This is a genomic window from Piscinibacter gummiphilus, assembly GCF_032681285.1.
In the GTDB taxonomy this organism is placed as follows: Bacteria; Pseudomonadota; Gammaproteobacteria; order Burkholderiales; family Burkholderiaceae_C; genus Rhizobacter; species Rhizobacter gummiphilus_A.
In genome coordinates, this window is record NZ_CP136336.1 from 3,915,407 (window position 1) to 3,941,558 (window position 26,152).

The following is a 26,152-nucleotide window of genomic DNA, read 5'->3' on the forward strand; positions in this document are numbered from 1 at the left end:
GTTACACGCGGCGCTTCATTTTGCCGAAGGCATCTTCGATCCTCATGAAGCGTTCATTGAGTCTTCCAAGCCTGTAGTTGGCGAAGTAGACATCCCACTGACCGTCGTCGACTTCTTCAAGACCAACGTATTCACCGATCAGGACGCTGCTGACGTTGACCCATTTCTTGTACCAACGCATGCCGCCGTTGGCGCTGACGTAGCGCACCTCGAAGCGATCGGGGTATTCGGGTGTCAGTAGCTTGCTGGGCATGCGTCTGCTCGACGATACGTGAACATCATGCGGCGTCAGCCCATCGTGCGCTTCGTGCGGCCTGTCTTCGTTGAACTCGCGCCGCCAGACGTTGAACTTCCTCTGCTGCACTCTCGCATTGGCCCCCGGCGGCTTGAGCGTCTCGTCCTTGAGCGTACGGTGCATCCTCTCGTGCCTACCGTTCTGCTGCGGCTTGCCAGGCTCAATCAGTTCGGGCATCACCCCAAGCTTGAGCAGCCACACCGACAGCCGGCTCAACCTGCCCAGTGTGTACGCCGCGAACGGCACCCCGTTGTCGCTGCGCAGCCGGCTGGGCAGCCCGTACTCCTTGAACACCTTCGTCAGCATCGCCTGCGTAGGCTCCAGCAGCGTTCCGGGCAGCCCCTGGCAGGCCAGCAGGTAGCGGCTGTGGTTGTCCGTCACCGTCAACGGGTAGCAATACACGCCATCCCCAGTCCTGAACTGCCCCTTGAAGTCCATGCTCCAGCAGTCATTGGGCTTGGTCACCGCCATGCTCGGCCGCCCGGGGTGCCCCACCGGTCTCGGCCTCTTCTTGGCCAGCACCAGGTCGTTGCGCTTGAGTATCTCAGCCACCGTCGTGCGACTGGGTAGCTCCAGCTGCGGCTGCCTCCTCTGCAGCGTCCACAGCAGCTTCTTCGGCCCCCAGCTCGGGTGCCTCAGCCTGCATTGCACGATCGCCTGCTCCACTTCGTCGGGCGTGCGGTTCGCTGATCTCTGCGGCGCATGGCTGCGTTCCCACAGCCCATCCGGTCCATGCTCCAGGTACCGGTTCACCCACTTGTAGGCCGTCTTGCGGCTCACGCCGTACCGCGCGCACAGCTCCGTCATCTGGTACTTCTGGCTGTTCCAGTCCAGAATAAATGCCACCTTCGCATCCATCGTTGAGGTCTCTTTCCAAGGCATCGGGTGCTCCTTCCAGAGCCCCATCGTCCATCGGTGTGTTACCTATCAACCCGGACTACTGTGTCACCTATCAACCCGGACCGTACCTCGGTGTGGCCTAACCCTTCCATCGAGAGGACGTCACCCGGCAAGCCGGGCGCCGCCTCTCATGTCAAACGTTAGGCGGCTCAAAGTGGAAACGTACATCGAGCAAGTCTTGTCCAGCGAACTGCCAATCCCGATCTGGCTTGTCGCAGTTCTTTGGCTCATTGCCTTCATCTGCGCCACAGTTCTAGCCTCACGGGTAAATGGCCTTGTAGGCGCGCAGTCGCACATATCGGTTCCTGAGAATGCGAAACCGAAGATCTCGGCTCGAGGACTCGCGCTTCAGGTTCTCTTCGCAGGCGCGATGTTTCTTCTTGTGCCTCTTCTGAGTAGCGCTTGGGCAGCATTCTTGGCAGGCGGCTGGCTCATCACCACAGCCACCCTGTTTGTCATGAACCTTCGTAGCTACATGTCCCTCATGCGCCTTGCCAGGGGCGATGCCGTAACAGGCCAAGTCGCATACACCGTAGCTTATTCGTACGAAGAGCTGTCGCATCGCTTCGCCGCAAATTCAGCGCTTTTCCTCGCGGTGGGTATTCTTCTCGCACAACCCGCAGCCTTCGGTGCCACATGGTTCCTCGGCGCAAGTTCATTTCGCTATTGGAGAAAAGCACGTGCCGCCAGAGCCGCCTAACCCTTCCATCGAGAGGACCCGCCCCGGCAAGCCGGGTCGGGCCTCTCATGTCAAACGTTAGGCCGCACAAGGTTGGAGAGCGGCGTCATGCCAATGAAGAAGTCAGTTCCAGCAGAGAACCCCGAGGCGTATGTCGCGTCGCTGTCTGGTTGGCAAAGGCTTTATGTTCAGGCCCTCAGGGCGGCCGTTCGAGAAGCGGTTGAGCTGCAGGAGGTAGTCAAGTGGGGGCACTTGGTCTACTTCTCCAACGGACCGGCTCTTCTAATTCGAGCTGAAAAAGGCAGGGTCTTGTTTGGGTTCTGGCGAGGCAAGCGTTTGCGGGCCATAGAACCCAGGCTCAAGCCAGGCGGAAAGTATGAAATGGCAACGCTGGAACTCACCCGAGACACACCACTAGAGAAACAGGTAGTCGCCAAGCTTGCAAGAGAAGCAGTCACGCTAAATCTGTCGCTTGGCAATCCGACCACATTGCTACCTAAGGGCGCTGCGAGTGCGGCCTAACTCTTCCATCGAGAGGACGTCACAAGGGCTGCGCCCTTGCGCCGCCTCTCATGTCAAACGTTAGGCGTCGGAGGGAGCGTCAGCGACGCATACTGTGCACATGGCAATCCCACACGCAAATCCCGGTCAGCTCATCGACATTCGTCCATTGGGCCTGCGCCTTCAGAGCGCAAAGACCACCGCGCTGTTCAAGTCTGAGCAGCTTGAAGTGATACGTCTCGTGCTTCTGGCCGGAAAGTCACTTCCACCACATAGCGTCGCAGGCGAGATCACCATCCAGTGCATCGAGGGTCGAATCGATGTCACGGTCAATTCACAGAGTCATCTGCTTGAAGCAGGAGAGATGCTCTTTCTGGCAAAGTCCGCACCGCATGGCGTAGTCGCCATCGAAGACTCATCCGCGTTGGTGACCATCGTCCTGTCGAAATAGCTCGTCTGTGAGACACGGCATGTATTCGAAGAACCCGACGCCTAACCCTTCCATCGAGAGGACTCGCCCCGGCAAGCCGGGTCGAGCCTCTCATGTCAAACGTTAGCCGGCCTGCAATCGAATGAGTGGCCTCGTTTCAATGCCTGGGTTGCTGTGGCTGCGCTCACGGCGGAAGAAACAGCCAGTCGGTGGTGTACGTAAGGTCTGCTCGCTTGCGAGAGGTTGTGGAAAGGCCGTGCTCCTTCGATCGAGTTCGCTTGCCAAGAATCGAGGCGCATCGAAATGCTTGGGCCGAACCTCTTGCTTGCCAGCCAGGTGCTCCGCGCCAAGAATCCAAGACATTCAGGCAAGGCTTTCTCTTGTGCAAAGCTCTTGAGTACTGCGCGAGCAAAGACAAAGACCGCCTAACCACGAATACAAATGCAAATCCAAGGGTCAGCGTTTCCCCTTCGTTCGCCGCTCGCTGCATTTGGCAATCGGTTGGCTGTGGTCCAGGCATGCCAACAGCCGGCTAACCCTTCCATCGAGAGGACTCGCCCCGGCAAGCCGGGGCGAGCCTCTCATGTCAAACGTTAGGCCGCACAAGGCCTCCTTTCACGAGTCTGCAGCAGCCTCACCATGAGCTTCAACACGCTCGCACGCCGAGTACAGAACTCAGATCTTGAGCTTTCCAAGAGGTACGTGGCACTTAGGAGCTGCGTGGAGCGCTTTTGTCCATTGGGATTCAATCGCACCTGGAAGGTACTTGAGGCCCGGTTTGGGTTGAAACAAGGTCAACCCAGTTCGCCGGAAGGTCTCAGTCAAGCCAGCCAATTTCTATGCACCTGGCGGCAAGCGTGGCTGGTCAGGCAGGCGGCTGAAGCCGCATTTCGAAGAACCGAGAAGAACCTCCGCATACCTCGGCTGAAATCCAGTGTCCGTGGCTCTGTGCCAAGGGCCTAGGCATCCTCGGTGTTTGGCTGCCCTCTGCTCTTTGCATAAAGTGCGGCCTAACCCTTCCATCGAGAGGACGCTGCCCGGCAAGCCGGTCAGCGCCTCTCATGTCAAACGTTGAGCATCACGAGTAGCCCTGCGCGTTCTTGCTGCATATGAGCCTAGGTTCAGCATCGCAAAGTCATCCCGCAGGGGCCGCGTCAGCGCTGGTCTTGGCTCGCGGGTTCCTGGGCCCTGAGCGTTTGCGAAGCGCTAGCCGCCTGGCCAGAAAGCTGAATGCCGCTTCTGCCTCGCATCGAGGCACATCGGACGAAGAAGGTAGCCAGTCAGTGGGTGCCGCCGTGAGCGGCGGCTTTCGTGCCGTTGCTGCCAGGCCTCTGAAGCTCGTTGCATGCGGGTGGCCCCGTGCCTTCGGTCTAGCATCGAGGCCGTGCCACCGCGCGATGCTCAACCCTTCCATCGAGAGGACGTCGCCCGGCAAGCCGGGCGCCGCCTCTCATGTCAAACGTTAGGCGCTTGAGGGAAGCACCGTGGAACACGTAGCAGAGTTGGAAGCAAAGCTCCTCCCTCTCTTTCGCGAAGCCGCAGAGCGAATTGGCCAGGAGAACCCGAGCTTCAAGTTCCAGGTTTTCTCTTCGTCGGTCGGCGGAGCAACCACCTATCAGGGCCACCACATAGGCCTGGAGTGCAGGTTTCCGGATGCAGGGGACCACGAAGCCGACTGTGTAGCCGCATCTGTTTGCGTGATGCACCTCACTACCGAGCCCATGCTTTCAGAGGTTGGCGTCGAGTGGGGGCATGGTCAGCATCCTGATGTGAGAGTCGAATTCATTGAACATGCTGCCCCACTCACTCATGGCACCCTAGATGAAGTCGCAACACGTCTCCCCGAGCTCTTTGCCGTCTTTCGGTCGGCGCTGCAAGCGTGGAGTTCCCGCAATCCAAGCGCCTAACCCTTCCATCGAGAGGACGCTTTCCGGCCTACGGCCTCCAAGCGCCTCTCATGTCAAACGTTAGGCGCTGCTAGGCTCGCAGTTCAACCATTTCTCTATACAAAAGCCCATGCCTGAGTGGTCATCGCCCGAAGTCGTTGTTCAGCGCCAGCTTGAGGCCTACAACGCCAAAGACATTGAAGGCTGGCTCGCCACCTACGCGCCAGACGCAAAGCAATACGAACATCCGGGCAAGCTCCTGACCTCAGGGCACGCAGAGATCCGGGCGCGCACCGCTCCTCGCTTCAATGAGCCCAGCCTTCACGCCAGGCTAATCAAGCGCACGGTCATGGGCTCAGTCGTCATAGACCACGAAGACGTTTCAAGAGACTTTCCAGAAGGTCCAGGCCGCATTGAGCTGGTCTGCATTTATGTCGTCGAGCGCGGTCTCATCCAAACTGCATCGTTTGTGTTTGGCCCGCAAGTTCTCGTTGGCGGCAGGCGTGAAGGCAGCGCCTAACCCTTCCATCGAGAGGACGCTTTCCGGCCTTCGGCCTCCAAGCGCCTCTCATGTCAAACGTTAGGCATCGGACAATGCGCAGCATGCGTCGCATATCGCTACTAGCACTGCTTCAGTTCGTTTCGGTGGCTGCCACGGCAGCAGTAGGCGCAAAGAATCAGCCCACTTCCGATGGCTATGTGTTTGGTAGCGTCTCAATTCTCACAATCATCCCCGTCGTAGGCAGTCTCACACTGTTCATGATCATGGTCGCCAGTGGCGCTTGGTGGCAGGCAATTGCAACCCTGGTCATTGGCCTCTCGTTTCTAGTAGCCACGACATTTCTAGTTCCTGTCATTGGTCTTCTCGTAGCAATTGGCATGGGCCCATGGCTTCTCCTCCTCGCGTTCATTGTGGCTTGCGCGCTATCAAGGAAAACAATGCGCGCCAATTCACGAGTTAAGTAGGCATGTGTGCTCGTTCCACTCCAGTGCACATTCGACGTCCGATGCCTAACCCTTCCATCGAGAGGACCAGTCCCGGCAAGCCGGGCCTGGCCTCTCATGTCAAACGTTAGGCATCGCATGAGCTACATCACTGCCGACGAACTGGAGCTCCTGACCTTCTTCGCAATCGAGCCCAAGCGCCTAGACCCTGAGACAACTTGGCCATACAACGACTTCGTCTACGAAGTAAAGCGCGGGGACATGTCGCTATCGTTCGCCATTCATCCCGCCTACAAAGACGTACGAATCATTCTTAAGCATCTCTGCGCTTCCTTGTATGAGCTAAACGCTGTGGGGGTCGAGGATCTCAAGTATCACAATGACAGTGGGAAAGAATCGCTTGAAGTAATCATCTCGGCCAAAGACAAACTTTGGTTGCGCATTGATCCAAGCATTTGTATAGGCCACCAGACGTCGGAAAGCGATGCCTAACCCTTCAATCGAGAGGACATGCCCCGGCAAGCCGGGTCATGCCTCTCATCTCAAACGTTAGGCGTCCCACACGCGTTCTTCAGGAGTTCTCTTGCTCACCCCAGCTGAAGCCAATTCACTACTTGCTACGCTTTGCGTCAAGCTTGGCTTCTGCTTACCGCCAGAAGAACAATCTCGTCTATCGCAGAGCCCACCCGGCACAGTCGATGCGTTCACCGACGCAGTCTTTCAGGCAGAAGGCATGAACCCCGTCATAGAAGTTCAGCTCCGCCGGCAGGTTCGTGCACTGGTAGCCGAAGCATTCGAGTGAGCGCGTGTTGTGGTCAGAAAAACCCGATGGCCGAGGCAAAGCTATCAATCGTCAGTAATCCGAAAAACTCCACGGTCTCGTTGCGGTGCGCCGAGATTGGCGGTCGCATGGGGAGCGTCTCCATTGCAAGAACTGAGCATCACACTAGTGAGCTTTCAGCATGCAAACAGACGCCTAACCCTTCCATCGAGAGGGACGTCCAAGGGCTATCGCCCTTGGCCGCCCCTCATGTCAAACGTTAGGCCGCACATGGCGCCAGCTCTCTCATACTTCCACGACATCCATGCAAAAGAGTTTGCCGCCGCCGCGAGCAGGAGCAAGTCACTTCATCGCTCTTGGGTTCATCCGCCCACAACGAGGCAAGGAGCGGAAGAACTGGCCAGCCGCAGGCAGGGGCCAAACGACTATGGCTATCTGATTCGAGACTACGAGACCGGCAAGATCGCTGGCTACATTGAAATCACGAATATCGTTCGAGGTCAGTTTCAAAGTGCCTACCTCGGGTACTACATGTTCAAAGGCTTCGAACGCCTCGGCTACATGAAGTGGGCTCTGCAAACCATCATCGCGACGAAGGCATGGAAGGAGCTGAAGTTACACAGACTGGAAGCCAACATCCAAGTAGGCAATGCGGCATCTATCGCATTGGTTCAATCCCTTGGCTTTCAGCAGGAGGGCTACTCTCCCCGCTATCTCAAAATCGGGGGCCGCTGGCGCGATCACGAGCGCTGGGCAATCCTATGCAAGTAGCGGTGCGGCCTAACCCTTCCATCGAGAGGACGTCACAAGGGCTGCGCCCTTGCGTCGCCTCTCATGTCAAACGTTAGGCGCCGAATGCCGAGCCACGTATTACTTAACTACCAGGAGGGAAAAATGATCCGATTCAAGTTCATCAGAACCTTTGCCGCCGCGGGACTGCTTCTCTGCGTCGGCAGCACTTGGGCTTCATCTTGGAATTGGGCGTCTGTAGGCAATGATGAAACACGCTACTTCTTCGATGCGGATACCGTTGAGAAGACACGTGAAACAACCACCGTATGGGTCAAAACTGTTCAAGTGAGCAAACCCGATACCGATGGCAGTTGGTCGACGGCACTTCGTTGGCGCTTCAACTGTTCGAAACGGACGGTTCAATCTCTTGGCTGGTCTATCTACGATAAAGACGGTAAGTTCATCCGCTCCAATTCCAACCCAACATCAGAGACAGCCGTAGTTCCAGACTCCACTGGAGAAGCCATGCTCAAGATTGCCTGCGAAGCAAACTTCCCTCGTGACAAGTCCGGGGAAAGGTACTTCAAGCTTTCTTCAAATGACGTGTTCCAAGCAACGAGAAACTATGCCGAGATCCTCAAGTCATCTGAAGACATTGCCCCCAAGTAGCGTGGCTTCGTCTCCCCTAAGTCGTGCTGGTCGTGCGCGCGTCGTCGCCTAACCCTTCCATCGAGAGGACGTCACAAGGGCTACGCCCTTGCGCCGCCTCTCATGTCAAACGTTAGCTTTCACAATGACCAGCCCTAACCTAACAGCGATCTGGCAACAAGAACCGCTCGCAAAGTTCTCTGTTTACACGCAAGTTCAAATCCAGCATCTCTGGAAACTGGCGAACGAAATCAAACAGACGCTGGATGCTTCCGTACAAGACGGCATCTTCTACGCAGGTAAGGAGAACAATCTCAATCGCGTCTATGGGGATTTCTGGCTCTGGGTTCTCGGTGCATACGAGGTTGTACGAACGATGAGCCACTATTCCACTTGCTTCTCTGAGAGTTACAGCGCTGAGGTTGTTGCCTTCAAGAAGCAAATTGCCACGCTCAGAATGCCATTTGCCAAGCTTCAGTTCCAAGGAAGTGACAAGCCGATAAACGGCGAAGCCTCGATCTACAGCATGGATACAGAAGCAAAAGATCTGTCTTTCCGCATCGCAGAGAAGATCTTCTCTGTTCGTCCCCTGATATCCGAATTCGAGCGAATCACGAAAGAAGTCAAGCTGGAAGATGTCTTGTTCGATCTAAGAAGCGCACCTGCGCGTGAAAGCTAACCCTTCCATCGAGAGGACGCTGCCCGGCAAGCCGGTCAGCGCCTCTCATGTCAAACGTTAGACGCCAGCAGACACAATGGAGACAGTCGTTGAAGAGTGGTTCGGCGAAGGGTTCCGCGAGCTTCACCCACTGCTTCAGGGCTTGCACAGAAGCGGCGGCGTCCTAAGCGGGCAGGTCCACGTTTCATTTGGCGCAGGCCTCGCAGTTCTTGTCGGCAAGCGGCTTGCTTCTCGGCTCGGAGTACCTGTCACCTCTGGCGCTCATCACCTTCAAGTCTCCATTCATGGCCAAGCAGGGTGCCTGCATTGGGCTCGCAGGTTCAATGGCTTGAGCGAGTTCGTCTCCGAGTTCAAGCCAGTCGGTCACCATCCCACTGGTCATTGGGTCGAGAAGTCCGGTTCGTTGAGCTTGGAGCTAGGCGTCAAGGTTCTCGCTGGCGGGTGGCACTGGGAGCACCGCAAAACAAGGCTTTTCGGCATCCCGGTTCCCAAGGCCCTGTTCCCCACCACCTTTGCATCCAAGAGCATCGAAAGCGAGCTCTACCGGTTCTCAGTAGAAGTCAGGGCTCCAGCGCTAGGCAAGCTACTGGCTTACTCGGGCACACTGGCGCCTAACCTTTCCATCGAGAGGACGTCGCCCGGTAAGCCGGGCGCCGCCTCTCATGTCAAACGTTAGGCGTCGCGTGAGCCAATCGTCCACTATTCGATACGAGCTCTGGAAGGAAGAGGAAAGCAACAGCTATTCGTTCTTCCCCGAAGGTAATCAAAGCGCAAGGAGGCTTTTGCTTGCCAGCGCGGAACTCGTGTGGTGGTGCGAGGCTAGTTCGTTGGATGAAGCGTTGGTCAAGAAAGACTTATTCCTAGGTCTCAAGATTGCCTATCACGATGGTTCCAATGTCTTGGTTGGCGATCTTGTCTCAGCCGAGCGCGGCCAGATTCAGGCAACGGTCGTTGAGATCGTCACCACCGAAGAGAAAATTGAAGAATGGGGTGTGGAACTTCCCGGTGTCATGCTCAAGTGCGAGCCGGCCGATTTGCTCTACCTTCCAGCCAAATCACTGGCAGATGAGCCCCTCCAGCTTCGTTCAAGGCCTTGACGTCATGCAGTATTCCAACGCCTGGGGCCCGACGCCTAACCCTTCCATCGAGAGGACGTCACAAGGGCTGCGCCCTTGCGCCGCCTCTCACGTCAAACGTTAGGCATCGCCATGATCAGTCGATTCACACAGCTATTCAGAACGGTCATGGCTTGGGGATGGCCTGCCAAGTTTCTTATCGGAGCCGCGATAAGTGCGTTTGCCGGCGGGAGCGTACTGGGATTTTTGCTGCAAAACGCTGCCTACTACTTTGCCCTAGCGCACGGCTTCAGGCCACCAGTGGAAGGCATCCCATATCTCGTCGCGATGGTGACGTTCGGAAGTATTTCCCTAATGATCCTGGCCGCGATGTTGGCCGCCGCGTCCATCGTTGTGATGCGAGATATCGGTCTAAAGGCCATTGAATGGATCGACTCATTTGGGAGAAAGGTGCGTCCCGGCCGAAGCATCGTGGAGCGATTTAGAGCGCTCTCTGCGACAGCGATTCTCCTGATTGCTCTGTCATTCTCTGCCGCCACCGCTGTAGCGGATGAATGGCTACGTCCAATGCTCGCCCCTTACCAGCTGTGCGCTTGGCCAATACTGCTTTGCCCCTCACACGACGGGCTCAGCCTATTTCTACGACTACAGTCGTTCGCGATTGGCGTCATCGTCGTGTTTATGGTGTGGCGCCCTTCTTTGGTCTGGCTCGGCACAGCACTACTTGTGGCTTCTCAGTACGTATGGATCGCAGCAAGTGTCCTGCCCATTGAGGGATACGCTCGGCTTCTCCGCCTCACCGGGTTCGGGGGCGGCATTCATGTATCCGCCGAGATTCAAGCTGAGGAAGCGCCTCCAAGAACTATCGACGGCTACCTGCTCATGAGGAGCACATCTCACATTTTTCTCTACTTGCCAAATAGCGAAGAAATTGCAGAGTACCCACTGGCTGCAGTTGTCCAACTTCGAAATCGCTCCGGCGGTTTGAATGCACTTCCGTTTCGCCTGCCACGAGAGGCTCAGCTAAGGCAAAAGTAGAAGACGGTGCCCGCGATGCCTAACCCTTCCATCGAGAGGACGTCACAAGGGCTACGCCCTTGCGCCGCCTCTCATGTCAAACGTTAGGCCGCGCAATCCGTCAGGAGACTCCTATGCGAGTTGAGGCTGTCGTCACGAGTTCCGCCGCTGGCCACGAAGTGACAGTGCGCACAGACATCGTCCAGCAAGCCTTGTCAATCCCAGCCAAGTCTTCTGGCAAGGGCTCCTCCGTCAATGGTGGCGAACTTCTTATGCTCGCCTTAGCCACTTGCTACTGGAATGATCTGTATCGCGAAGCTCAGCGCCTCGGGATCGAGATCACGAGTGCAAGCGTTGAAGCTAGCGCAGAGTTTCTAGGCGTAGGTCTGGCTGCCACCAACATAAAGTACCGCGCCAAGGTAGTTTCATCGGCTACTCCTTCAGCAGTGGAGCAATTGCTTAGAGAAACAGACGCTGTCGCCGAGATCCACAACACGCTGCGTGGCGGCGGGCAAGTAGAGAGCTCATTCACGAAGGACCAATAGATGGTGCTACTTCAACCAGCGCGGCCTAACCCTTCCATCGAGAGGACCAGTCCCGGCAAGCCGGGCCTGGCCTCTCATGTCAAACGTTAGGCCGCCGATGTTCAGACTCCTCGTAGTAGCAAGCGTGCTCACTCTGGTCGGCACTGCCTCTCTTGCCCAAACACAGATGCTGAGTTGCAGGTCAAAGGCCGAGACTTCACCTCCTGCATCATCCGATGCCTCGTCGGAAGTGGCCGCCACTCACGTCGCGATCATTTGCCCGGCAAAGAACGCCGTTCCGCCGGAGCACCCAAGCTACGCAAGGCGCAACCACATTTTTGGTGAGGTTTCCGTTGAGCTATCAATCAGCGAAACCGGGCAACTTGAAGACATCAAGATCCTGAAGTCGGCCCATTCTTCGCTATCGAATTCGGTAGCCAAGGCCGTTCGCCAATGGCAGTTCATGGCCCGTGGGGAAAAGTACAGTGTCACGCACTCTTTTGTGTTTCCCGAGTAGGTCCGCGGTCTGCTGCGCACGGCGGCCTAACCCTTCCATCGAGAGGACATGCCCCGGCAAGCCGGGTCATGCCTCTCATGTCAAACGTTGAGCGTCATGGAACTCATCGAACACATTGCGCGGGCGTGGAGTTGGACCGGCATCAAACCCGAGAAGGTCGTCGGAGAGAACGACTTTGGCAACCTCATAGTCCGCGATAGGCAAGGTCAGTACTGGCGCATCTGCCCGGAAGACCTGTACTGCAAGCCCATTGCTGAAGATCGCGCCGCTCTTGACGCTTTGATCAAGGACGAAGAGTTTCAAGAAGACTGGGCAATGGTTGCACTCGTCGAAGAGGCACGAGGCAGGCTAGGCCCACTTGGTCCAGGTCGAAAGTACTGTCTCAAGATTCCGGGCTTACTCGGTGGCGAGTACGGCGGCAGCAATTTGGCGTCTATCCCGCTCCTCGAATTGATCGCTGTATCCGGAGATATAGCGTTCCAGATCAAAGACCTCCCCGATGGAGCCCAAGTTCGGTTCCAGATCACCGAATGACGCCCAACCCTTCCATCGAGAGGACCCGCCCCGGCAAGCCGGGTCGGGCCTCTCATGTCAAACGTTAGGCGGCCGAAGAGGCGCACGCCACGCAGGTTCACTCACAAATCAACAACCTTTCGGGAGGCCAGATATGAAGCTCGTAAAACTGTCAGCTGCACTTGCGCTTGTGGCTTGCCTAGCTGGATGCGGAAAGCCCGTTCCTGCAGAGCGAGCAGCCTACGTCGGAGAGTGGCAAGAGAAGACGATGTACTTGCTGATCACTCAAGACGGGTCGGTGAGATACAAGCGCCTAAAAGGCGGAGGCACCACGTCAGTAGACGGGCCACTTAAAGGGTTCGCAGGGAACAACTTTGAAGTCGGCATTGGGCCGATGGCAACAACGTTTGTTGTCAGCAAGCCGCCCTATCAAGATGTTGACAAGTGGAAGATGGTTGTAGACGAGGTTGAGTTGGTCAAAACGGCCAACTAAGCAGCCCAGTGGTTTGGCAAGCTTGTGAAACAGCCGCCTAACCCTTCCATCGAGAGGACGTCACAAGGGCTACGCCCTTGCGCCGCCTCTCATGTCAAACGTTAGGCGGCTCAATGCGCATACTCGCACTACTTCTGCTCGTGTTGCTCTCTTCAGGACCTGACTCATCTCACGCACAGAGTTCTGATGAAATTCCCTCCGTCGTACGTGAAGTACTTGCAATAGACGTCTGGGTGTCCGAATCCGAAAGATGTCCTTCCGAACTGGTCCGTTCGAAGGAGGCACCCACCAGCACCGAGTTTCAAGACTGCCGACCGGGAAGACTGAAGTCCTGCTTCACTCGCTGCAAGCAAGGATCGGGAGGCGCCTGCTACTGGCTCGGACAATCGGTACGAGGTGAAGGAAAGAATCAGCAGGCAGCAGAAGCTCTATACCAACGCTCATGCAAACTTGGTGTGGCCTCGGGATGCACAAACCGAGCAGCAGGCATGTCATTGGAGAAAGAAGACGACGTAGCCATTCAAACCTGCGCCGCCCGCACATTTGAGAAAACTTGCGCGTTGGATGACCCCTGGGGCTGCACCATGTACGCATTCCATTTGAGCAAAGGGCGCGGTGTACCAGTCAACCGAGACATGGCCCTCGCTGTACTAAAAAAGTCTTGCAAGTACGGGCCGGAAGATGAAGCCTGTAGCTACGGTCGCGGCCTGCGTGAGCAGCTTTTAACGGCAAAGCAAAGCGCCAAATGAAACAGCCGCCTAACCCTTCCATCGAGAGGACGTCACAAGGGCTGCGCCCTTGCGCCGCCTCTCATGTCAAACGTTAGGCGCTTCATGAATCGCACAGCGTTGGTAGCTTGGCTCATCCTGCTTCTAGGAGTCGTGCCGTCCATACTCATCGGTCGTTGGCTAGGTGGCGTCGCGAAACGGCTCGGCGCAAGTTTCCTACTGGGCTTCGTCGTGTTCTTCATCATGAACTTCGCTCTCGCTGCCTGTGTTGAAGCAAAGTTCTGTGCCGCTTTGGGAGATGTAGGAATCACCTACGCCTTGTACCCATTGGCAGCCATCCCCCTCTATTGGCTCATCGCTTGCGCATGTGCAAAGCCTAAGGAATAGGTATGCGTCGGTGCTGCATGTCGATTGCACGCTTCTCTAGGCAGTCATGAAAGCAAACCTCTCAGCCAAACGAAACTTGGCGGTCATTGCAGGTTTCATCATCCTCATAGCAGCGTCTCTAGTTCTGGCATTCGCAATTCGAGGCGCCTCAACGCCAGCGCAAGCTTGTGATAAGAAGTGCTCCGCGCTGGGCAGGTCAGGCGTTCTTGTGTACGCAGGCCCAGCCACTCCGAAATCACAGTACAAAGAGGCCAACAGTGAGTGCCAATGCCGCTGAAGCGCCTAACCCTTCCATCGAGAGGACGCTTTCCGGCCTACGGCCTCCAAGCGCCTCTCATGTCAAACGTTAGGCGCCGCAGGAGCTTCCCATGCTTGATGAACTCATCCCACAGATCGAGCAGATCCAGGCAGAAGGTGCCGTCGTTCTCCTGAAGTGGGACGGTGAACGCAAGCAGAACAAGTGCTCGGTGGCTATTCTTCACCCGGAAACAGACTACATCTGGCGTAAAGACTGCGAGGCAATAGAAGCTGCCCTCGTACAGGGATTGGCAGACTACAGAGCAAGCAGGAACGCATGAGCACACTGAAACCCGATTCAGCGCCAACTTGCAGCCAATGCTCACAGCCGACCGTAGCTGCTTTCGTTCAAAACGGGAGCTATTTCACCAAATGCACGACGTGCGGGCACGAAAGGCCCGCTACAAGTTGGTTAACCCTCTCGCTACAACTTGAAGGCAACCTCAAAGCACTAGAAGTGTCCGAAACCTATGAAGAACTAGCTCTCATAGCTGAGGGCTCAATACGCGAGATCGTCAGTCCCATTTCGCAAGCTGCCTCGCGCGGCGCCCTAGTTCGGCTGGTGCATGCTACGAGCGGCGCCTAACCCTTCCATCGAGAGGACATGCCCCGGCAAGCCGGGTCATGCCTCTCATGTCAAACGTTAGAGGTCGCCAATGAATGCCTCAGATTTATACGTGGCCCTGTATGCACCGATCGTCCTCTTAGGTTTGTGGCAGTACTGCCGCGACAAACAGCGACATCGGCTTTCTGTTCGCTCCGAACTTGCATTGGAGAGCGCCAAGCTCCTCAGAGAATGGTGCACATGGCTGGCAACCCTATCTACTGCATCTATTGGCGCCAGCGCATACGTCTCGGCTGGACTCATACCAAAACCGGCATTCCCGCTCCTTGCACATCTGGCGACCATTTCTTTCATGTCCTCAATCGCGTGCACAGCAACGTTGCTGCTGTCACTGCCATCTTTAGTTAGTCGAATCAATCAAACTGAAGACCCATCAAACGACATCTATGAGGCCGCCGCATTTCTTTGGGCACCGACTGTGCTCAAACCGATTTTCCGAGTCGGCTACCTCGCTTTCGCGCAGTACTACTTTTTCCTGGCCGGAGTTGTCGGGTTTGTCTTCAATGCAACGCATACCAAGTAGGCGGCACGCGACCTCTAACCCTTCCATCGAGAGGACTCGCCCCGGCAGGCCGGGTCGAGCCTCTCATGTCAAACGTTAGGCCGCTCGTGAGGCAACACGATGCATCCCTGTCCCCGTTGAGCGCTGCGGTGGGCCTCGCAGCTCTTGTGGCGCCCGCTCTTCACTCGATCACAGACGCGCTGGAGTGGTACTACGGCGGCTTCTCAGCAGGCCAACTCTGGCTCAACTACATCGCCTTTCTCCCAATGCCTTGGTTGCTTTTGGGGCTGTACGCCGTACGCGAACCAAAGCCAAACTTAGTTGGGCTTGTCGGTGCACTTCTGTATGGGGTGGCGTTCACATACTTTGCCCACACAACTCTGTACGCAATCGCCGAGAAGGTTCCAACCTATGAAGCCCTCTGGTCTCGTTTGGGCAGCCTTTATTCAGTTCACGGCGCGTTCATGGTTCTCGGAGGCTTTATGTTCGCTTGGTCTGCACTACGCGCGGGTTGGCTGCCTAAGTGGCCACTGCTGCTCTTCGCAGCGGGCATCGCACTGAATCTGCTTCTTGCTCTCATCCCCGCACCCGACATCCTTCAAACTATCGGTAGCGCAGCCCGCAATCTCGGGCTTATCGCAATGGGCTATGCCATCTTGTTCGAGCGGCTGCAAGCAGCGGCCTAACCCTTCCATCGAGAGGACATGCCCCGGCAAGCCGGGTCATGCCTCTCATGTCAAACGTTAGGCATCGCCAGCTCATTGGAGTTACATGGATACTGCACCAGCCGAACCGTACGTTGCGTTTCTCAAGGAAAGCTCAACGTTCCACAACGCCATCGTCTATTTGTTGGCAGCCCACTTATCCGCGATTCGAAAGACTGACGCGGAGGTAGCCGAGGTGCACGATCGACTCTCCAGCAGCGTCGCCCCTGTCTACAACGATCCGCGCAGCTATTTCGTGGCACGCTTATTCATCGCACATATAGCCGCCTTTGAAGTCTTTCTTCAGGACACGATCAGTGCCGTAATCCAAAAGCATCCGAAGAAGGTTGGTGACGTCGAGTTTCGTCTAGCCGATATCCTGGATTCGCCAACCACAACGGAACTGGTTCAACGGGCAACCGATGCGCACTTAAACAAGCTCATGTACAAGAAGCCCAATGAGTATCTAAAGGAAGTGTGCGCGTTGCTTTCCATAGAGCGAGAGCCGCTAGACGATGACTGGAAGATCCTGGTGGAAGCGAAGGCAAGACGTGATCTAGGTGTTCACAACTCTTGGAAGTGCAACGGGATCTATCTCCGAAAACTGCATGAAGCAGGTATAGCTTCGTCGCTGGCCATTGGGGACTCTGCGGTGCCACAGGAGAAGGCCTACCTGTATCACGTCACCGATGCGCTAGAGCGGCTATCCAAGATGATCACTCTGTCAGTTCTTGAGAAGCACTGGCCCGCGCTTGCGCCGGTTGTCAAAAGCGATGCCTAACCCTTCCATCGAGAGGACATGCCCCGGCAAGCCGGGTCATGCCTCTCATGTCAAACGTTAGACCGCTTCACCACGTCCGTCGGAGCAAGAATGCAAGTAAAAGCCGCGATTTCGTCGATCGAAAAGTGTCTGCGCGAAGCCAGCAATCATTTTCTGTCCGATTCTTATGGAGAGCCACTAACCGACGATGACGAAGCTGTTGCTTCGTATTACATTGAGCGCGCGTTTATAGAGTTGCTCGTGCTCGTCGAACATCTCAACTTACCGTCGACATACAGACGCGTAGAAAGTCTGTTGGAACAAGCGCTCAAAGATGGGCTAACCAAAAGCAAGATGGGCAGCGATGAGCCATATCTGGTGTGGGCAGAGAAGCTCCGAATGTTTGTTGATGGCCTCTCCGAACTACATGGACTAGGCGAAACAGATGCCTCCGAGATGCGAGACATAAAGTCGATTCTTAGGCGGGCCGTCTATATGCTTTGTGACACCACTCTTTTTGCCGATGTACCAAAGAAGGAGTCTGAAGTGCACGCCCGAATTGAAGGAATACTGAAGTGCCACTATCAGGATCTAAAGAGTAAGCCTGCTCTCTCCAAGCCGATTAAAAAATTCGAACCCGATTCAGCGATTCCTTCGATCAAGACGCTCATTGAGTACAAGTTCATAACGAGCAAGGCAGAGGCAAAACGCGTCGCCGATGAGATCCTTGCCGACGTCAGTGGCTATCGTTCCCCTGACTGGAGAAATCTTCTGTTTGTCATCTACGAGACTGAACGCGTAATGCACGAAGACGAATGGACAGCCCTTCTTCAAGAGTGCGGTCTGGGACGAAACTACGATGCAATAGTGTTGTCAGGTTCAGCAAAAGCGGCCTAACCCTTCCATCGAGAGGACGCTTTCCGGCCTACGGCCTCCAAGCGCCTCTCATGTCAAACGTTAGGCGTCTTGATGCGCATCGATCCGCTAGTCATCGCCGGAGTTGGTTCTGTAGTCGTCGCTGTGTGGCTGTTTGCTCGCTGGCGTTCACCACGGCCGGAGTACCCACCACTTGAGACCGATCCAAACGATCCTCTAATGCTGGACGCGCTTGCTAAGGCAACGGCTACAACGGCACAGTTTCTGTCGCTTGCTCGTCAGTACAACGAGAACGCCGTTGTGAAGCTCCGCTTTGTGAGCAACACGAACCAAGTCGAGCATCTGTGGGCTGAGGTGCTCGAGGTGCTCAGCGACAAGGAGTTGGGAGTTCGCTTGGTAACCCCACCGGTCAGTCACAGAGGCCAGCTAGATCGCCTGTATCGCTGCGACATTTACGATGTGGAAGATTGGCAAGTCACCGACTCCCAGCGAGAGATCCATGGTGGCTTTAGCCAGCGCGCAATGTTCGCAATTGCCCGCCGAGATGGCATCAAACTTCCAGAGAAGCTTCTTGAGCATGAGCGGCTGTACAAAGACGCCTAACCCTTCCATCGAGAGGACGTCTTACAGCTGGCTGCGCCAGCTGCAAGCCGCCTCTCATGTCAAACGTTAGGCGTTTCAAAATCCCGTCCTTTTGGAGTGAACAGTGAAAAGACAGATGCTTGTCGTCAAAGGCTCCGGCAGCTCAGGCAAGAGCACAACGTTGAAGCTCGCCTTTGAAAGTTATCTGCAGTACTTGGTTCGACTGAATGATGGAGTTCCTGTCGAGTACCTCTATCTAACAAAGCGCGAGGTTGCGGCAGTTATCAAGCTTGGGAAACTACGAGTCGGCCTGGCGACGCGCGGCGACTCTCAAAACCAAGTGAAGCTCGGTCTCTCTTTCTTTGCGGCTCACAAGTGCCGACTGGTCGTGTGTGCAACCCGATCAAGAGGAAAGCCACTCAAGGTCGCGCAAGACTTTTCTCTTCAGAAGCTCAAGGTTCAAGCTGAAGAATGGAAGAAGCCGAAGGACGTGGGTTCGAAGAATCAGCAAGTTGCAAACCATGCATTTGCCAAAGAGGTCGCGGGTTGGCTTCAGTCCGCCTCCCGCGGAAACGCCTAACCCTTCCATCGAGAGGACGTCGCCCGGCAAGCCGGGCGCCGCCTCTCATGTCAAACGTTAGGCGCCATGAAAGCATCAAGTAGCGGATCTCACCTACGCCAGCAAACCCGAATCACTCGATCACAGACTTCATAACCTAAAGCGAAGCCACTGTGACCTTCGGCGCAGGAACATTGCTAGTCAGATGAAAGTACAGCCCCAGACAAAAGCCGCTCTGTTGTACTTGTTGCCAGCAGCAGCCATCTTGGCTATCTGGTACGTACTTCTCTTCAAGGGCAATACGCAACAGTCGTCGGCGACAGGCACTTTGGGTTACCTACTCACGGAAGACCCGAACTCGATCTGGTTCACCTGGCTGCTTGTCCTCCCCGCCGGCTTTCTCGCTCTCTCTGCTGGCTATTCCATGTCGCTTGCTCGCAGTCGTCGAGGTTCCAAGGCTCTTCTAGCCATTGGTATTTCTCTGGCTGTCGCCGCATGGCTAACCGTCAGCACAGAGATCGCCGTGTTCGCAAGCCTTCCAGTTCTGTATGGCCTTGCAGCTGCAAAGCAAGTCAACCGGAGCCACGCCGAGAATGGCGCCTAACCCTTCCATCGAGAGGACCCGCCCCGGCAAGCCGGGTCGGGCCTCTCATGTCAAACGTTAGACGCCATGAATACACCTTTGCCCATATTCCGGTATCACCCGAATCCACTGGGCAGTGGCGTCGTTGAGCAAAGCGACCTTGAATGCGCTTGCTGTAAGCGTAGGCGGGGCTGTATCTACGTAGGTCCGGTCTACGGTGAACACGACTTACACGAAAAGTTGTGCCCTTGGTGCATTTCAGATGGCTCCGCTGCAAAGACGTTCGATGCGAGCTTCGCAGATGCACATCCGTTGGCAAAGGCAAATCTTGCCGAAAGCATCATTGAGGAGATCAACCTCCGCACGCCCTCCTTTTTCTCCTGGCAGCAGGAGCAGTGGTATGCCCATTGCAACGATGCATGTGCGTTTCAAGGCGATGCGTCAATTGATGAAGTAACCAACGCCAGCGAGGCCACAAAGTCTGCTTGGCGAGAGGAATTCGGGCTAGACGAAGACGACTGGCTGCTAGCCACAAAAGGCTATCGCCCTCGCGGACACCAGTCGTTCTACAAGTTCGTGTGCTTGCACTGCGGTGCCGTTTTGCTCGGCTGGGATTGTTCGTAGCAACATGGCGCCTAACCCTTCCATCGAGAGGACCCGCCCCGGCAAGCCGGGTCGGGCCTCTCATGTCAAACGTTAGGCGCTCTACGGTGACGACACCTCTGTATCCGACTTTTGAGAAACGAATCGGCGACGCTGTCGATGTGCTCATAAGAGTTCAGGTGGAACCCTGGGTGTTTCTGAACGCTGGGCACCCGATGAAATTGAGCATGTTCGATGGTCGGCCGATTCACTATCAGGGCATAGGGTTCGAAGGGTCGCCTCGTCACGTCTTTTGGGGCCGCTACATCGAACCGTTCCTTGAAGATCTCGCCATTAAGCAGATCGCAAGTGCTGTAAAGGAAGCTCGAGAACGGCAGGTAGACGCAAAGCTTCTTCTTCCCGAAGTTCAAAACCTTTTGCTGGCTGCATGCACGAAGGTGTATCGAAGAATGGCTCAGATCGATCAAAGCCTTCTCGGAAAAGGTTTTCCTGAGAAGGTGCGACTACGGTCTACCACACGCGAATACGAGGAAATGAGCAGCTTCATTAAGAAGCACATTGATGCCGAGCTTGAAATGTGGAAGCCTCGCCCCTGGTACGAGGGCTGGTACGAGCGAAACAAGTTTGTCGTATGGGCCGTCGGTACAGTCATTGCCATCGCCGGGTTGGCGGTCAAGTTCTTGTGAGAGCGCCTAACCCTTCCATCGAGAGGACATGCCCCGGCGAGCCGGGTCATGCCTCTCATGTCAAACGTTAGGCGCCTGAGGAGCGAGCGCATTGACTCCGCGTGAGATCCAAACCTACTTGCACGAGCACATCCCGCTGTCCGCAGCAATGCAAGTGCAAGTCGAAGTTGCAACGCCTGAGCAAGTCGTTCTTGGTGCGCCATTGCAGCCAAACATCAATCACAGAGAGACCGTGTTTGGCGGTAGCGCATCGGCCCTTGCCATCCTTTCAGCCTGGTCGCTTCTTTACGTCAAGCTATCCGCGGGCGGCTATAAGACCCGGCTGGTCATCCAGCGCAACTCCATGAGCTACGAGCAGGCCATTCTTGGCTACTTCACCGCTCACGCCCTTTCCCCTGATGCAGAGCACTGGAAGGCGTTTACACGCATGCTAGAGCGCAAAGGTCGCGCCAGAATCTCCGTGTCATCAACCCTCCTGTACGAGGGTCAAGAAGTTGGGCGCTTCGAAGGAGAGTTCGTTGCACTGGGTACAACAGGCGCCTAACCCCTCCATCGAGCTGACATGCCCCGGCAAGCCGGGTCATGCAGCTCATGTCAAACGTTAGGCGGCGCTATGGGCGAGAACGCCTCGCTTCTCAGAGTTCGGCGGCGCGCTGCTTCGGCGAAGAGAGGTGCCACTGCCAAGAAGAGCGGGCTCGTGCCTACGATCGCCACCGCAATGGTTTCGCCTGAGCGTCGAGCCAAGCGCAGTGCTCGCTCGATGCGACGGTTGTCAGTCAGTCAGTGGGTTAGCCGTCGTGGGCGCCCTGCACCGTCCAACGCATGCTGCGAACCGGTGCTCCCGGAACCCACACGCCGGCTAAAGTTGCTCGCCTGGCAGCGCCAAGCTCTATCGAACGCGGCGCCGCCTAACCCTTCCATCGAGCTGACATGCCCCGGCAAGCCGGGTCATGCAGCTCATGTCAAACGTTAGGCGCCGGAGGTGACCGTGTTTGCGTTTCTAAAGAGGCAAGAGAAGATAGACCGGCGCGATATCGAGCAGCTGATCTTTGACATCGCGGAACACCAGCGAGAGGCAGACTTTCATCTGCTATACAAGTTGATGGCTGGCCGCGAGGTCTTCGTTGGCATCAACCGAGCATCGCTGCCCACTTCCATCGAACCAGGAGTTCCCTATACCACCCAGGCATCTGACCGGCTCGAAATGAAGACGGTTTCCATACCAAACCATGGAGCCTGGTCTTCAGCCGCCACCCTCGCATCCCACCCTTTGCTTGCTGGCTCGTATGTTGGAATGCAATGGTTCGACTTCCTGAGGATGACACGGAAGGTTCCAGAACTACGCGGCGCCGCTCTTCAAGGCAAAACCTCGTGGGTAGCTTTTGACAAAGAGCGCATTGCGTATGTACTGGCGCAATCCGGCGCCTAACCCTTCCATCGAGAGGACGTCGCCCGGCAAGCCGGCCGCCGCCTCTCATGTCAAACGTTAGACGCCCTTGATTCATCGGAGAGCGAATGCGAAACCAGTTCCTCACTGCGGTCGTCACTAGCGCAGCCCTGATGTTTTCCCAGCAGCTAGCAGCACAGCCAAACAATAAGTCGCCTGGCCAAGCGTCCACAAAGTCGAGTTCATCTCAGGCGGAGGCCGAAGTCGAAGCTAAGGTCAACATCGTTTGGCAAGGCTTCCTAGCAACAATAAGAAGAGGTGACGTCGCTGCAGCGCAGGCATATGTGCATCCACGCTCCCCGTTCGCCGCCCAGCTGAAGCAATCCTTCCCTCAAATGCAAAAGCGTCTTGCAGATGTTCGCAATGAGATTGCCTTGTCCGCGCTATACGGCCCAATTGCTGAGTGCGACATGATTGTGCAAAGGTCCGACGGATCAAATCAGTTTTACCCAGTTTCCTTTGTCAAAGAAGGGCAAGCGTGGCTGATCAAGTCTATGTAGCAGGGGCGTCTAACCCTTCCATCGAGAGGACGTCACCCGGCAAGCCGGGTGCCGCCTCTCATGTCAAACGTTAGGCCGCACGAATGACCACCGAAGACTTTCTGCGAGTACTTCTTGCAATCGACTTTCCAGAGAAGTATTGGTCTCTGTGCGATCGCTACTCATCCAGTCCAACCACGACCTACAACGGGCAAAAGGCAGAGGTTCTTTCTGCCTTCGAGTCGCTCGGTGTCAAGCCTCGCTATGACGGCCGAGATCGTTCATACGCCATCGAGACCGAAAAGATCGGCGAGGTGGAATGGGGCGCTTTGTTCGCAAAGCAACGCCATGGCCAAGAACTCATGATTTCAGGCGTAGGACCAAACGGCAGGGTTGGGTCGAACTTTGCGTCTTTGGCATATGACGCGAAGCGCCTTTCAGATCCTGGCTTCTCCAGAAGTCCGTTCTCCGGTCCACCTCCCTATCCGAGACCACAAGTAGCCGATTCAGCCGCACTAGCGGGGCTAGTTCGGGAATTCGTCGCACTCGTACACGAGATAAAGGCAGCTCTTCGTGCGCGTGCGGCCTAACCCTTCCATCGAGAGGACGTCACAAGGGCTACGCCCTTGCGCCGCCTCTCATGTCAAACGTTAGAACTCATTGCGCAGGCAGATGCAACCGTTCCCAAGATCAGTCGAACTCAAGCTCGCTCGCGCTTCTGAGCAGGTACGTGCCCTCAACGAGGCGGTTACGTCTTGGGCCGCTGCAAACCCTCTGGTAGCCGCATGCGAACTGAGGGATCGCCGCTTGGGGTTTCGGGTTACCCAGCAAGAGTTCTTGCAGCCCGCTCCACTTGAGCATTGGGGTTTGCTGGCTGGCGAGTGCGTTCACAACTTGCGTAGCGCTCTCGACAACCTAGCGTTCTCACTTGCCCGTCTGAATCGCGATCCACCTGAGAGACCGAAGGGAATCGCGTTTCCTATCTACACAGAGAAAGCCTCATTCGAGAAGAACGGTCGAAAAAGCATCGATCAGCTTCCTCGGGCCGCAGCCCAGCTTGTCGAGAAGCTGCAACCGTTTCAAAGAGATGGTTCCTCTGCCCTTGGAACACCCGATAGAGATGCTCTTGTGCTTCTGCAATGGCTAAGCAATAGCGACAAACACCAGGTCCCCTCAGTCGTTCTCATTGCGCCAACGGAGATCTCACACAGCTTCACCGCTGCCTATCAGTCCGAAGACGAGGCAGAAAGAGACATGCCTCCGGATGTAACGATCTGGGCTGGCCCCTTGAGCGCAGGCGCAGTCCTAATCGAATATCGCACCAAGTACCCCCTGGCATCAGTGGGAGGAAAGTTCGATGGCACAGCGATCGTTGCACTTCAGACGAACTCAGAACCGCAAGCAATAGTCCCTGTGCTGCAAGCGCTGAACCAGTATGTGGCTTTGGTCTGTGCTCAGTTCAGCCCCTTCTTCGCGCCACTGCAAAGATGAGTTCTAACCCTTCCATCGAGCTGACATGCCCCGGCAAGCCGGGTCATGCAGCTCATGTCAAACGTTGAGCATCACGAGTGGGCCCGGCGAGTTCTCTTTGCTTATGAGCCTTCGTTCAGCATCGCAAGTTCAAGTCGCATGCGCGGTTCGCGAGCCTTCGGTCACCGCTCGCCGTCTGCCGCCAATGATGAACCCAGCGCCTGCCGCCTACCAACACAACCCAAGTGAAGAAGGCCAGGCTTTTCCTGTCTCGGCACTTGTGCAATGCGATCGACCGGCCGGTAGAGGTCAGTCAGTGGTTGGCGCTTCGCGCCGCTTGAGTGGTCAGAAGTTGGGCGCTGCCACGAAGGGCAGCGCTGCAGCTGTGCAGCTTCGAGCGCCGGCGCGGCTGTTCCGAGAATCGCAATGCTTGGCAAGGCCTAAGCCCACTTCAGCACCCCAAGACAGGGGCACTTCTTCGCGCTTGTCGAGGCATGTAGCCATGTCACGCGCGATGCCCAACTATTCCATCGAGAGGACGTCACAAGGGCTACGCCCTTGCGCCGCCTCTCATGTCAAACGTTAGGCGCCGTAGATGAGTTGGCCAACACGCATCTCTCAGTATCAAGAACTCGCAAAGGAGCTTCACGAGCTGATGTTCGGAGCGGCAAGCCCTTACCTGCCTCCCAACGCAGGAGCAACAGACGACCAGCTGAAGCAGCTAGAAACCCAAATCGACGCAGAACTGGATTCCGACTACAAAGAATTCCTTCGGTGCGCAAACGGCTGGCCATCTTTTACAGGCTCCATATCGCTACTAGGTTCCGAACTCGCCACGCAAACGAAAGAGCTTGCTTTTGCCAATCGGAACGTTGGCGCGATATCAGGTGCGGCGCTTGGCCCGTACAAGAAGCTTAGAAGGATCCTGATTCCAGTGGGAGTTAGCAATGCAACGCTCGACGTCATCTGCATGGTCCCCAATTCAGGCAAAGTCAATCCAGAGACGATCTGTTTCAACAACACAGAGCCCGATGTATACCCATCGTTCTCAGCGTTCTTCGACATGGTGGCAAGCACGCTTCCTACCAGCATTGATCACTACTCAAAGAGGCACCGCACGCGCGGCGCCTAACCCTTCCATCGAGAGGACGTCACCCGGCAAGCCGGGTGCCGCCTCTCATGTCAAACGTTAGCTTTCACATGAACGAACGATTTCTCCCTCCGAAAGCAGAAGTAGCTGACGCCCATCAAGTCAAACCCACCAGTCTTGGCCGAACCGTTATGGTCGTCGTATGCACTTCGCTGATCTCACTTGCTCTAGCTTGGTTCGTGGCCCCACTTGTCGCTGGCTCTATCGTTGTGGCAGTCAAGGGAACTAGCTCCGACGTCCCTCCAGAGTTCCTCGTCTTAGATCTACTCTTCTCAACCTTAGTTTTTGTAGTCGGCTGCTACTTGGCAGCCAAGCTGGCCAGAAGGCACGGCCTTTTCGCAGCAGCCGCCACTGGCGTAGCAGGAGCAGTCGTAAATGTCATTCAGTTTGGCGGCGTTAGCGCCCTGGCAAGCAGCGACTTTCCTGCCTGGTACAAGTTCTTTCCATCGCACCTAGTCGCGGCCGTTCTCGGCATCATCCTGGCTCGGCGCAGTGAAAGCTAACCCTTCCATCGAAAGGACGCTGCCCGGCAAGCCGGTCAGCGCCTCTCATGTCAAACGTTAGAGCGCATCACGCGCGAATCATCTGTCAATGCAAGGCCAGGTCACCTTTGAAGACGCAGTTGCATCCGATGCCGAGGCCCTCGCAGCCATTCGGGTAGAGGCAATGCGAGAGAGCCTGGAGCGCATTGGCAGGTTCGATCCAGAGCGTGCTAGAGATCGCATTCTGTCCACCTTCTCTCCTGCTCACACTCGCCACATCCTGTCGTCGGGCACGAAAGTCGGCTTCTTTGTCGTCAAGCCTGGAGAAGGTGGGCTGCTTCTGGAGCATTTGTACGTCATGCCTGGTCGTCAAGCCCTAGGTATCGGTGCCGCTGTGTTGGCCGAGGTCTTTGCGCAAGCTGATAGAGCAGGCTGTTCAGTGCGTGTCGGTGCGCTTCGAGAGAGCGATTCAAATCGCTTCTATGCGCGGCACGGGTTCGTCTTGGTTGAGCAGGCCGAATTCGATAACTACTATGTCTGCCATGCCACCAATGCGCTCTAACCCTTCCATCGAGAGGACGTCGCCCGGCAAGCCGGGCGCCGCCTCTCATGTCAA

The 26,152-nt window shown here is 56.1% G+C and carries 34 protein-coding genes; 33 read left to right on the forward strand and 1 reads right to left on the reverse strand.

Annotation, left to right across the window (positions count from 1 at the left end):
* Position 1: 1 nt before the first annotated feature.
* Positions 2–1,177, reverse strand: a complete 1,176-nt coding sequence (locus RXV79_RS18275) for an IS481 family transposase (protein ID WP_316699504.1) — start codon at positions 1,175–1,177, stop codon at positions 2–4.
* Between the two features lie 172 nt (positions 1,178–1,349).
* Between RXV79_RS18275 and RXV79_RS18280 the strand changes: the two genes are divergently transcribed.
* From RXV79_RS18280 to RXV79_RS18440, 33 genes are all read left to right on the forward strand, one after another.
* On the forward strand, positions 1,350–1,895 hold the full coding sequence (locus tag RXV79_RS18280) for a hypothetical protein (RefSeq protein WP_316699505.1): 546 nt from the start codon (positions 1,350–1,352) through the stop codon (positions 1,893–1,895).
* Between the two features lie 87 nt (positions 1,896–1,982).
* On the forward strand, positions 1,983–2,396 hold the full coding sequence (locus RXV79_RS18285; protein ID WP_316699506.1) for a DUF1801 domain-containing protein: 414 nt from the start codon (positions 1,983–1,985) through the stop codon (positions 2,394–2,396).
* Positions 2,397–2,496: 100 nt separating this feature from the next.
* A complete protein-coding gene (locus tag RXV79_RS18290; protein ID WP_316699507.1) occupies positions 2,497–2,826 on the forward strand; it encodes a cupin domain-containing protein in 330 nt (109 codons plus the stop codon).
* A gap of 1,995 nt (positions 2,827–4,821) precedes the next feature.
* Entirely contained in the window at positions 4,822–5,211 is a 390-nt protein-coding gene (locus RXV79_RS18295; RefSeq protein ID WP_316699508.1) for a nuclear transport factor 2 family protein, read from the forward strand.
* A gap of 563 nt (positions 5,212–5,774) precedes the next feature.
* Positions 5,775–6,128 (forward strand): hypothetical protein, encoded by a 354-nt coding sequence (locus RXV79_RS18300; protein ID WP_316699509.1) that lies wholly within the window; start codon positions 5,775–5,777, stop codon positions 6,126–6,128.
* Between the two features lie 91 nt (positions 6,129–6,219).
* Positions 6,220–6,438, forward strand: coding sequence for a hypothetical protein (locus RXV79_RS18305; protein ID WP_316699510.1), 219 nt, complete (start codon positions 6,220–6,222; stop codon positions 6,436–6,438).
* 249 nt (positions 6,439–6,687) lie between these two features.
* Positions 6,688–7,188, forward strand: a complete 501-nt coding sequence (locus RXV79_RS18310) for a GNAT family N-acetyltransferase (RefSeq protein WP_316699511.1) — start codon at positions 6,688–6,690, stop codon at positions 7,186–7,188.
* Positions 7,189–7,311: 123 nt separating this feature from the next.
* Positions 7,312–7,818, forward strand: coding sequence for a surface-adhesin E family protein (locus tag RXV79_RS18315; RefSeq protein WP_316699512.1), 507 nt, complete (start codon positions 7,312–7,314; stop codon positions 7,816–7,818).
* Between the two features lie 124 nt (positions 7,819–7,942).
* Complete coding sequence (locus RXV79_RS18320; RefSeq protein WP_316699513.1) at positions 7,943–8,476, forward strand: hypothetical protein; 534 nt, start codon at positions 7,943–7,945, stop codon at positions 8,474–8,476.
* Positions 8,477–8,552: 76 nt separating this feature from the next.
* Positions 8,553–9,152 carry a DUF4166 domain-containing protein gene (locus RXV79_RS18325; protein ID WP_316699514.1) on the forward strand — a complete coding sequence of 200 codons (600 nt, stop codon included), beginning with the start codon at positions 8,553–8,555 and terminating at the stop codon, positions 9,150–9,152.
* Between the two features lie 7 nt (positions 9,153–9,159).
* Positions 9,160–9,573, forward strand: a complete 414-nt coding sequence (locus tag RXV79_RS18330) for a hypothetical protein (RefSeq protein ID WP_316699515.1) — start codon at positions 9,160–9,162, stop codon at positions 9,571–9,573.
* Positions 9,574–9,684: 111 nt separating this feature from the next.
* Positions 9,685–10,590 (forward strand): hypothetical protein, encoded by a 906-nt coding sequence (locus tag RXV79_RS18335; protein WP_316699516.1) that lies wholly within the window; start codon positions 9,685–9,687, stop codon positions 10,588–10,590.
* Between the two features lie 113 nt (positions 10,591–10,703).
* Positions 10,704–11,114 carry an OsmC family protein gene (locus RXV79_RS18340; RefSeq protein ID WP_316699517.1) on the forward strand — a complete coding sequence of 137 codons (411 nt, stop codon included), beginning with the start codon at positions 10,704–10,706 and terminating at the stop codon, positions 11,112–11,114.
* A 97-nt stretch (positions 11,115–11,211) separates the two neighbouring features.
* Positions 11,212–11,610, forward strand: a complete 399-nt coding sequence (locus RXV79_RS18345) for an energy transducer TonB (protein WP_316699518.1) — start codon at positions 11,212–11,214, stop codon at positions 11,608–11,610.
* 96 nt (positions 11,611–11,706) lie between these two features.
* Positions 11,707–12,144 carry a T6SS immunity protein Tdi1 domain-containing protein gene (locus RXV79_RS18350; RefSeq protein ID WP_316699519.1) on the forward strand — a complete coding sequence of 146 codons (438 nt, stop codon included), beginning with the start codon at positions 11,707–11,709 and terminating at the stop codon, positions 12,142–12,144.
* A 247-nt stretch (positions 12,145–12,391) separates the two neighbouring features.
* The gene (locus tag RXV79_RS18355) at positions 12,392–12,616 is read left to right on the forward strand and encodes a hypothetical protein (protein WP_316699520.1); all 225 of its coding nucleotides are present in this window, start codon (positions 12,392–12,394) and stop codon (positions 12,614–12,616) included.
* Positions 12,617–13,104: 488 nt separating this feature from the next.
* Complete coding sequence (locus tag RXV79_RS18360) at positions 13,105–13,365, forward strand: hypothetical protein (RefSeq protein WP_316699521.1); 261 nt, start codon at positions 13,105–13,107, stop codon at positions 13,363–13,365.
* Between the two features lie 734 nt (positions 13,366–14,099).
* Entirely contained in the window at positions 14,100–14,309 is a 210-nt protein-coding gene (locus RXV79_RS18365) for a hypothetical protein (RefSeq protein WP_316699522.1), read from the forward strand.
* A 375-nt stretch (positions 14,310–14,684) separates the two neighbouring features.
* The gene (locus RXV79_RS18370; RefSeq protein ID WP_316699523.1) at positions 14,685–15,176 is read left to right on the forward strand and encodes a hypothetical protein; all 492 of its coding nucleotides are present in this window, start codon (positions 14,685–14,687) and stop codon (positions 15,174–15,176) included.
* Positions 15,177–15,292: 116 nt separating this feature from the next.
* Entirely contained in the window at positions 15,293–15,841 is a 549-nt protein-coding gene (locus tag RXV79_RS18375) for a hypothetical protein (protein WP_316699524.1), read from the forward strand.
* A gap of 85 nt (positions 15,842–15,926) precedes the next feature.
* Positions 15,927–16,640, forward strand: coding sequence for a hypothetical protein (locus RXV79_RS18380; protein WP_316699525.1), 714 nt, complete (start codon positions 15,927–15,929; stop codon positions 16,638–16,640).
* A 90-nt stretch (positions 16,641–16,730) separates the two neighbouring features.
* Positions 16,731–17,516 carry a PD-(D/E)XK nuclease domain-containing protein gene (locus RXV79_RS18385; RefSeq protein WP_316699526.1) on the forward strand — a complete coding sequence of 262 codons (786 nt, stop codon included), beginning with the start codon at positions 16,731–16,733 and terminating at the stop codon, positions 17,514–17,516.
* 72 nt (positions 17,517–17,588) lie between these two features.
* Positions 17,589–18,098 carry a DUF2314 domain-containing protein gene (locus RXV79_RS18390; protein ID WP_316699527.1) on the forward strand — a complete coding sequence of 170 codons (510 nt, stop codon included), beginning with the start codon at positions 17,589–17,591 and terminating at the stop codon, positions 18,096–18,098.
* Between the two features lie 115 nt (positions 18,099–18,213).
* Positions 18,214–18,657: a hypothetical protein gene (locus RXV79_RS18395; protein WP_316699528.1), complete on the forward strand. Its 444-nt coding sequence runs from the start codon at positions 18,214–18,216 to the stop codon at positions 18,655–18,657.
* 184 nt (positions 18,658–18,841) lie between these two features.
* Positions 18,842–19,240, forward strand: coding sequence for a hypothetical protein (locus RXV79_RS18400; protein WP_316699529.1), 399 nt, complete (start codon positions 18,842–18,844; stop codon positions 19,238–19,240).
* A 66-nt stretch (positions 19,241–19,306) separates the two neighbouring features.
* Positions 19,307–19,843, forward strand: a complete 537-nt coding sequence (locus RXV79_RS18405) for a CbrC family protein (protein ID WP_316699530.1) — start codon at positions 19,307–19,309, stop codon at positions 19,841–19,843.
* A gap of 86 nt (positions 19,844–19,929) precedes the next feature.
* A complete protein-coding gene (locus RXV79_RS18410) occupies positions 19,930–20,508 on the forward strand; it encodes a hypothetical protein (RefSeq protein WP_316699531.1) in 579 nt (192 codons plus the stop codon).
* A 91-nt stretch (positions 20,509–20,599) separates the two neighbouring features.
* Entirely contained in the window at positions 20,600–21,052 is a 453-nt protein-coding gene (locus RXV79_RS18415) for a YiiD C-terminal domain-containing protein (protein ID WP_316699532.1), read from the forward strand.
* Between the two features lie 444 nt (positions 21,053–21,496).
* Positions 21,497–21,937: a hypothetical protein gene (locus RXV79_RS18420; protein ID WP_316699533.1), complete on the forward strand. Its 441-nt coding sequence runs from the start codon at positions 21,497–21,499 to the stop codon at positions 21,935–21,937.
* 86 nt (positions 21,938–22,023) lie between these two features.
* Entirely contained in the window at positions 22,024–22,455 is a 432-nt protein-coding gene (locus RXV79_RS18425; RefSeq protein ID WP_316699534.1) for a hypothetical protein, read from the forward strand.
* Positions 22,456–22,538: 83 nt separating this feature from the next.
* Positions 22,539–23,024 carry a hypothetical protein gene (locus RXV79_RS18430; protein WP_316699535.1) on the forward strand — a complete coding sequence of 162 codons (486 nt, stop codon included), beginning with the start codon at positions 22,539–22,541 and terminating at the stop codon, positions 23,022–23,024.
* A 1,475-nt stretch (positions 23,025–24,499) separates the two neighbouring features.
* Positions 24,500–25,036, forward strand: a complete 537-nt coding sequence (locus RXV79_RS18435) for an SMI1/KNR4 family protein (protein WP_316699536.1) — start codon at positions 24,500–24,502, stop codon at positions 25,034–25,036.
* A 609-nt stretch (positions 25,037–25,645) separates the two neighbouring features.
* Positions 25,646–26,098 (forward strand): GNAT family N-acetyltransferase, encoded by a 453-nt coding sequence (locus tag RXV79_RS18440; RefSeq protein ID WP_316699537.1) that lies wholly within the window; start codon positions 25,646–25,648, stop codon positions 26,096–26,098.
* Positions 26,099–26,152 lie beyond the last annotated feature (54 nt).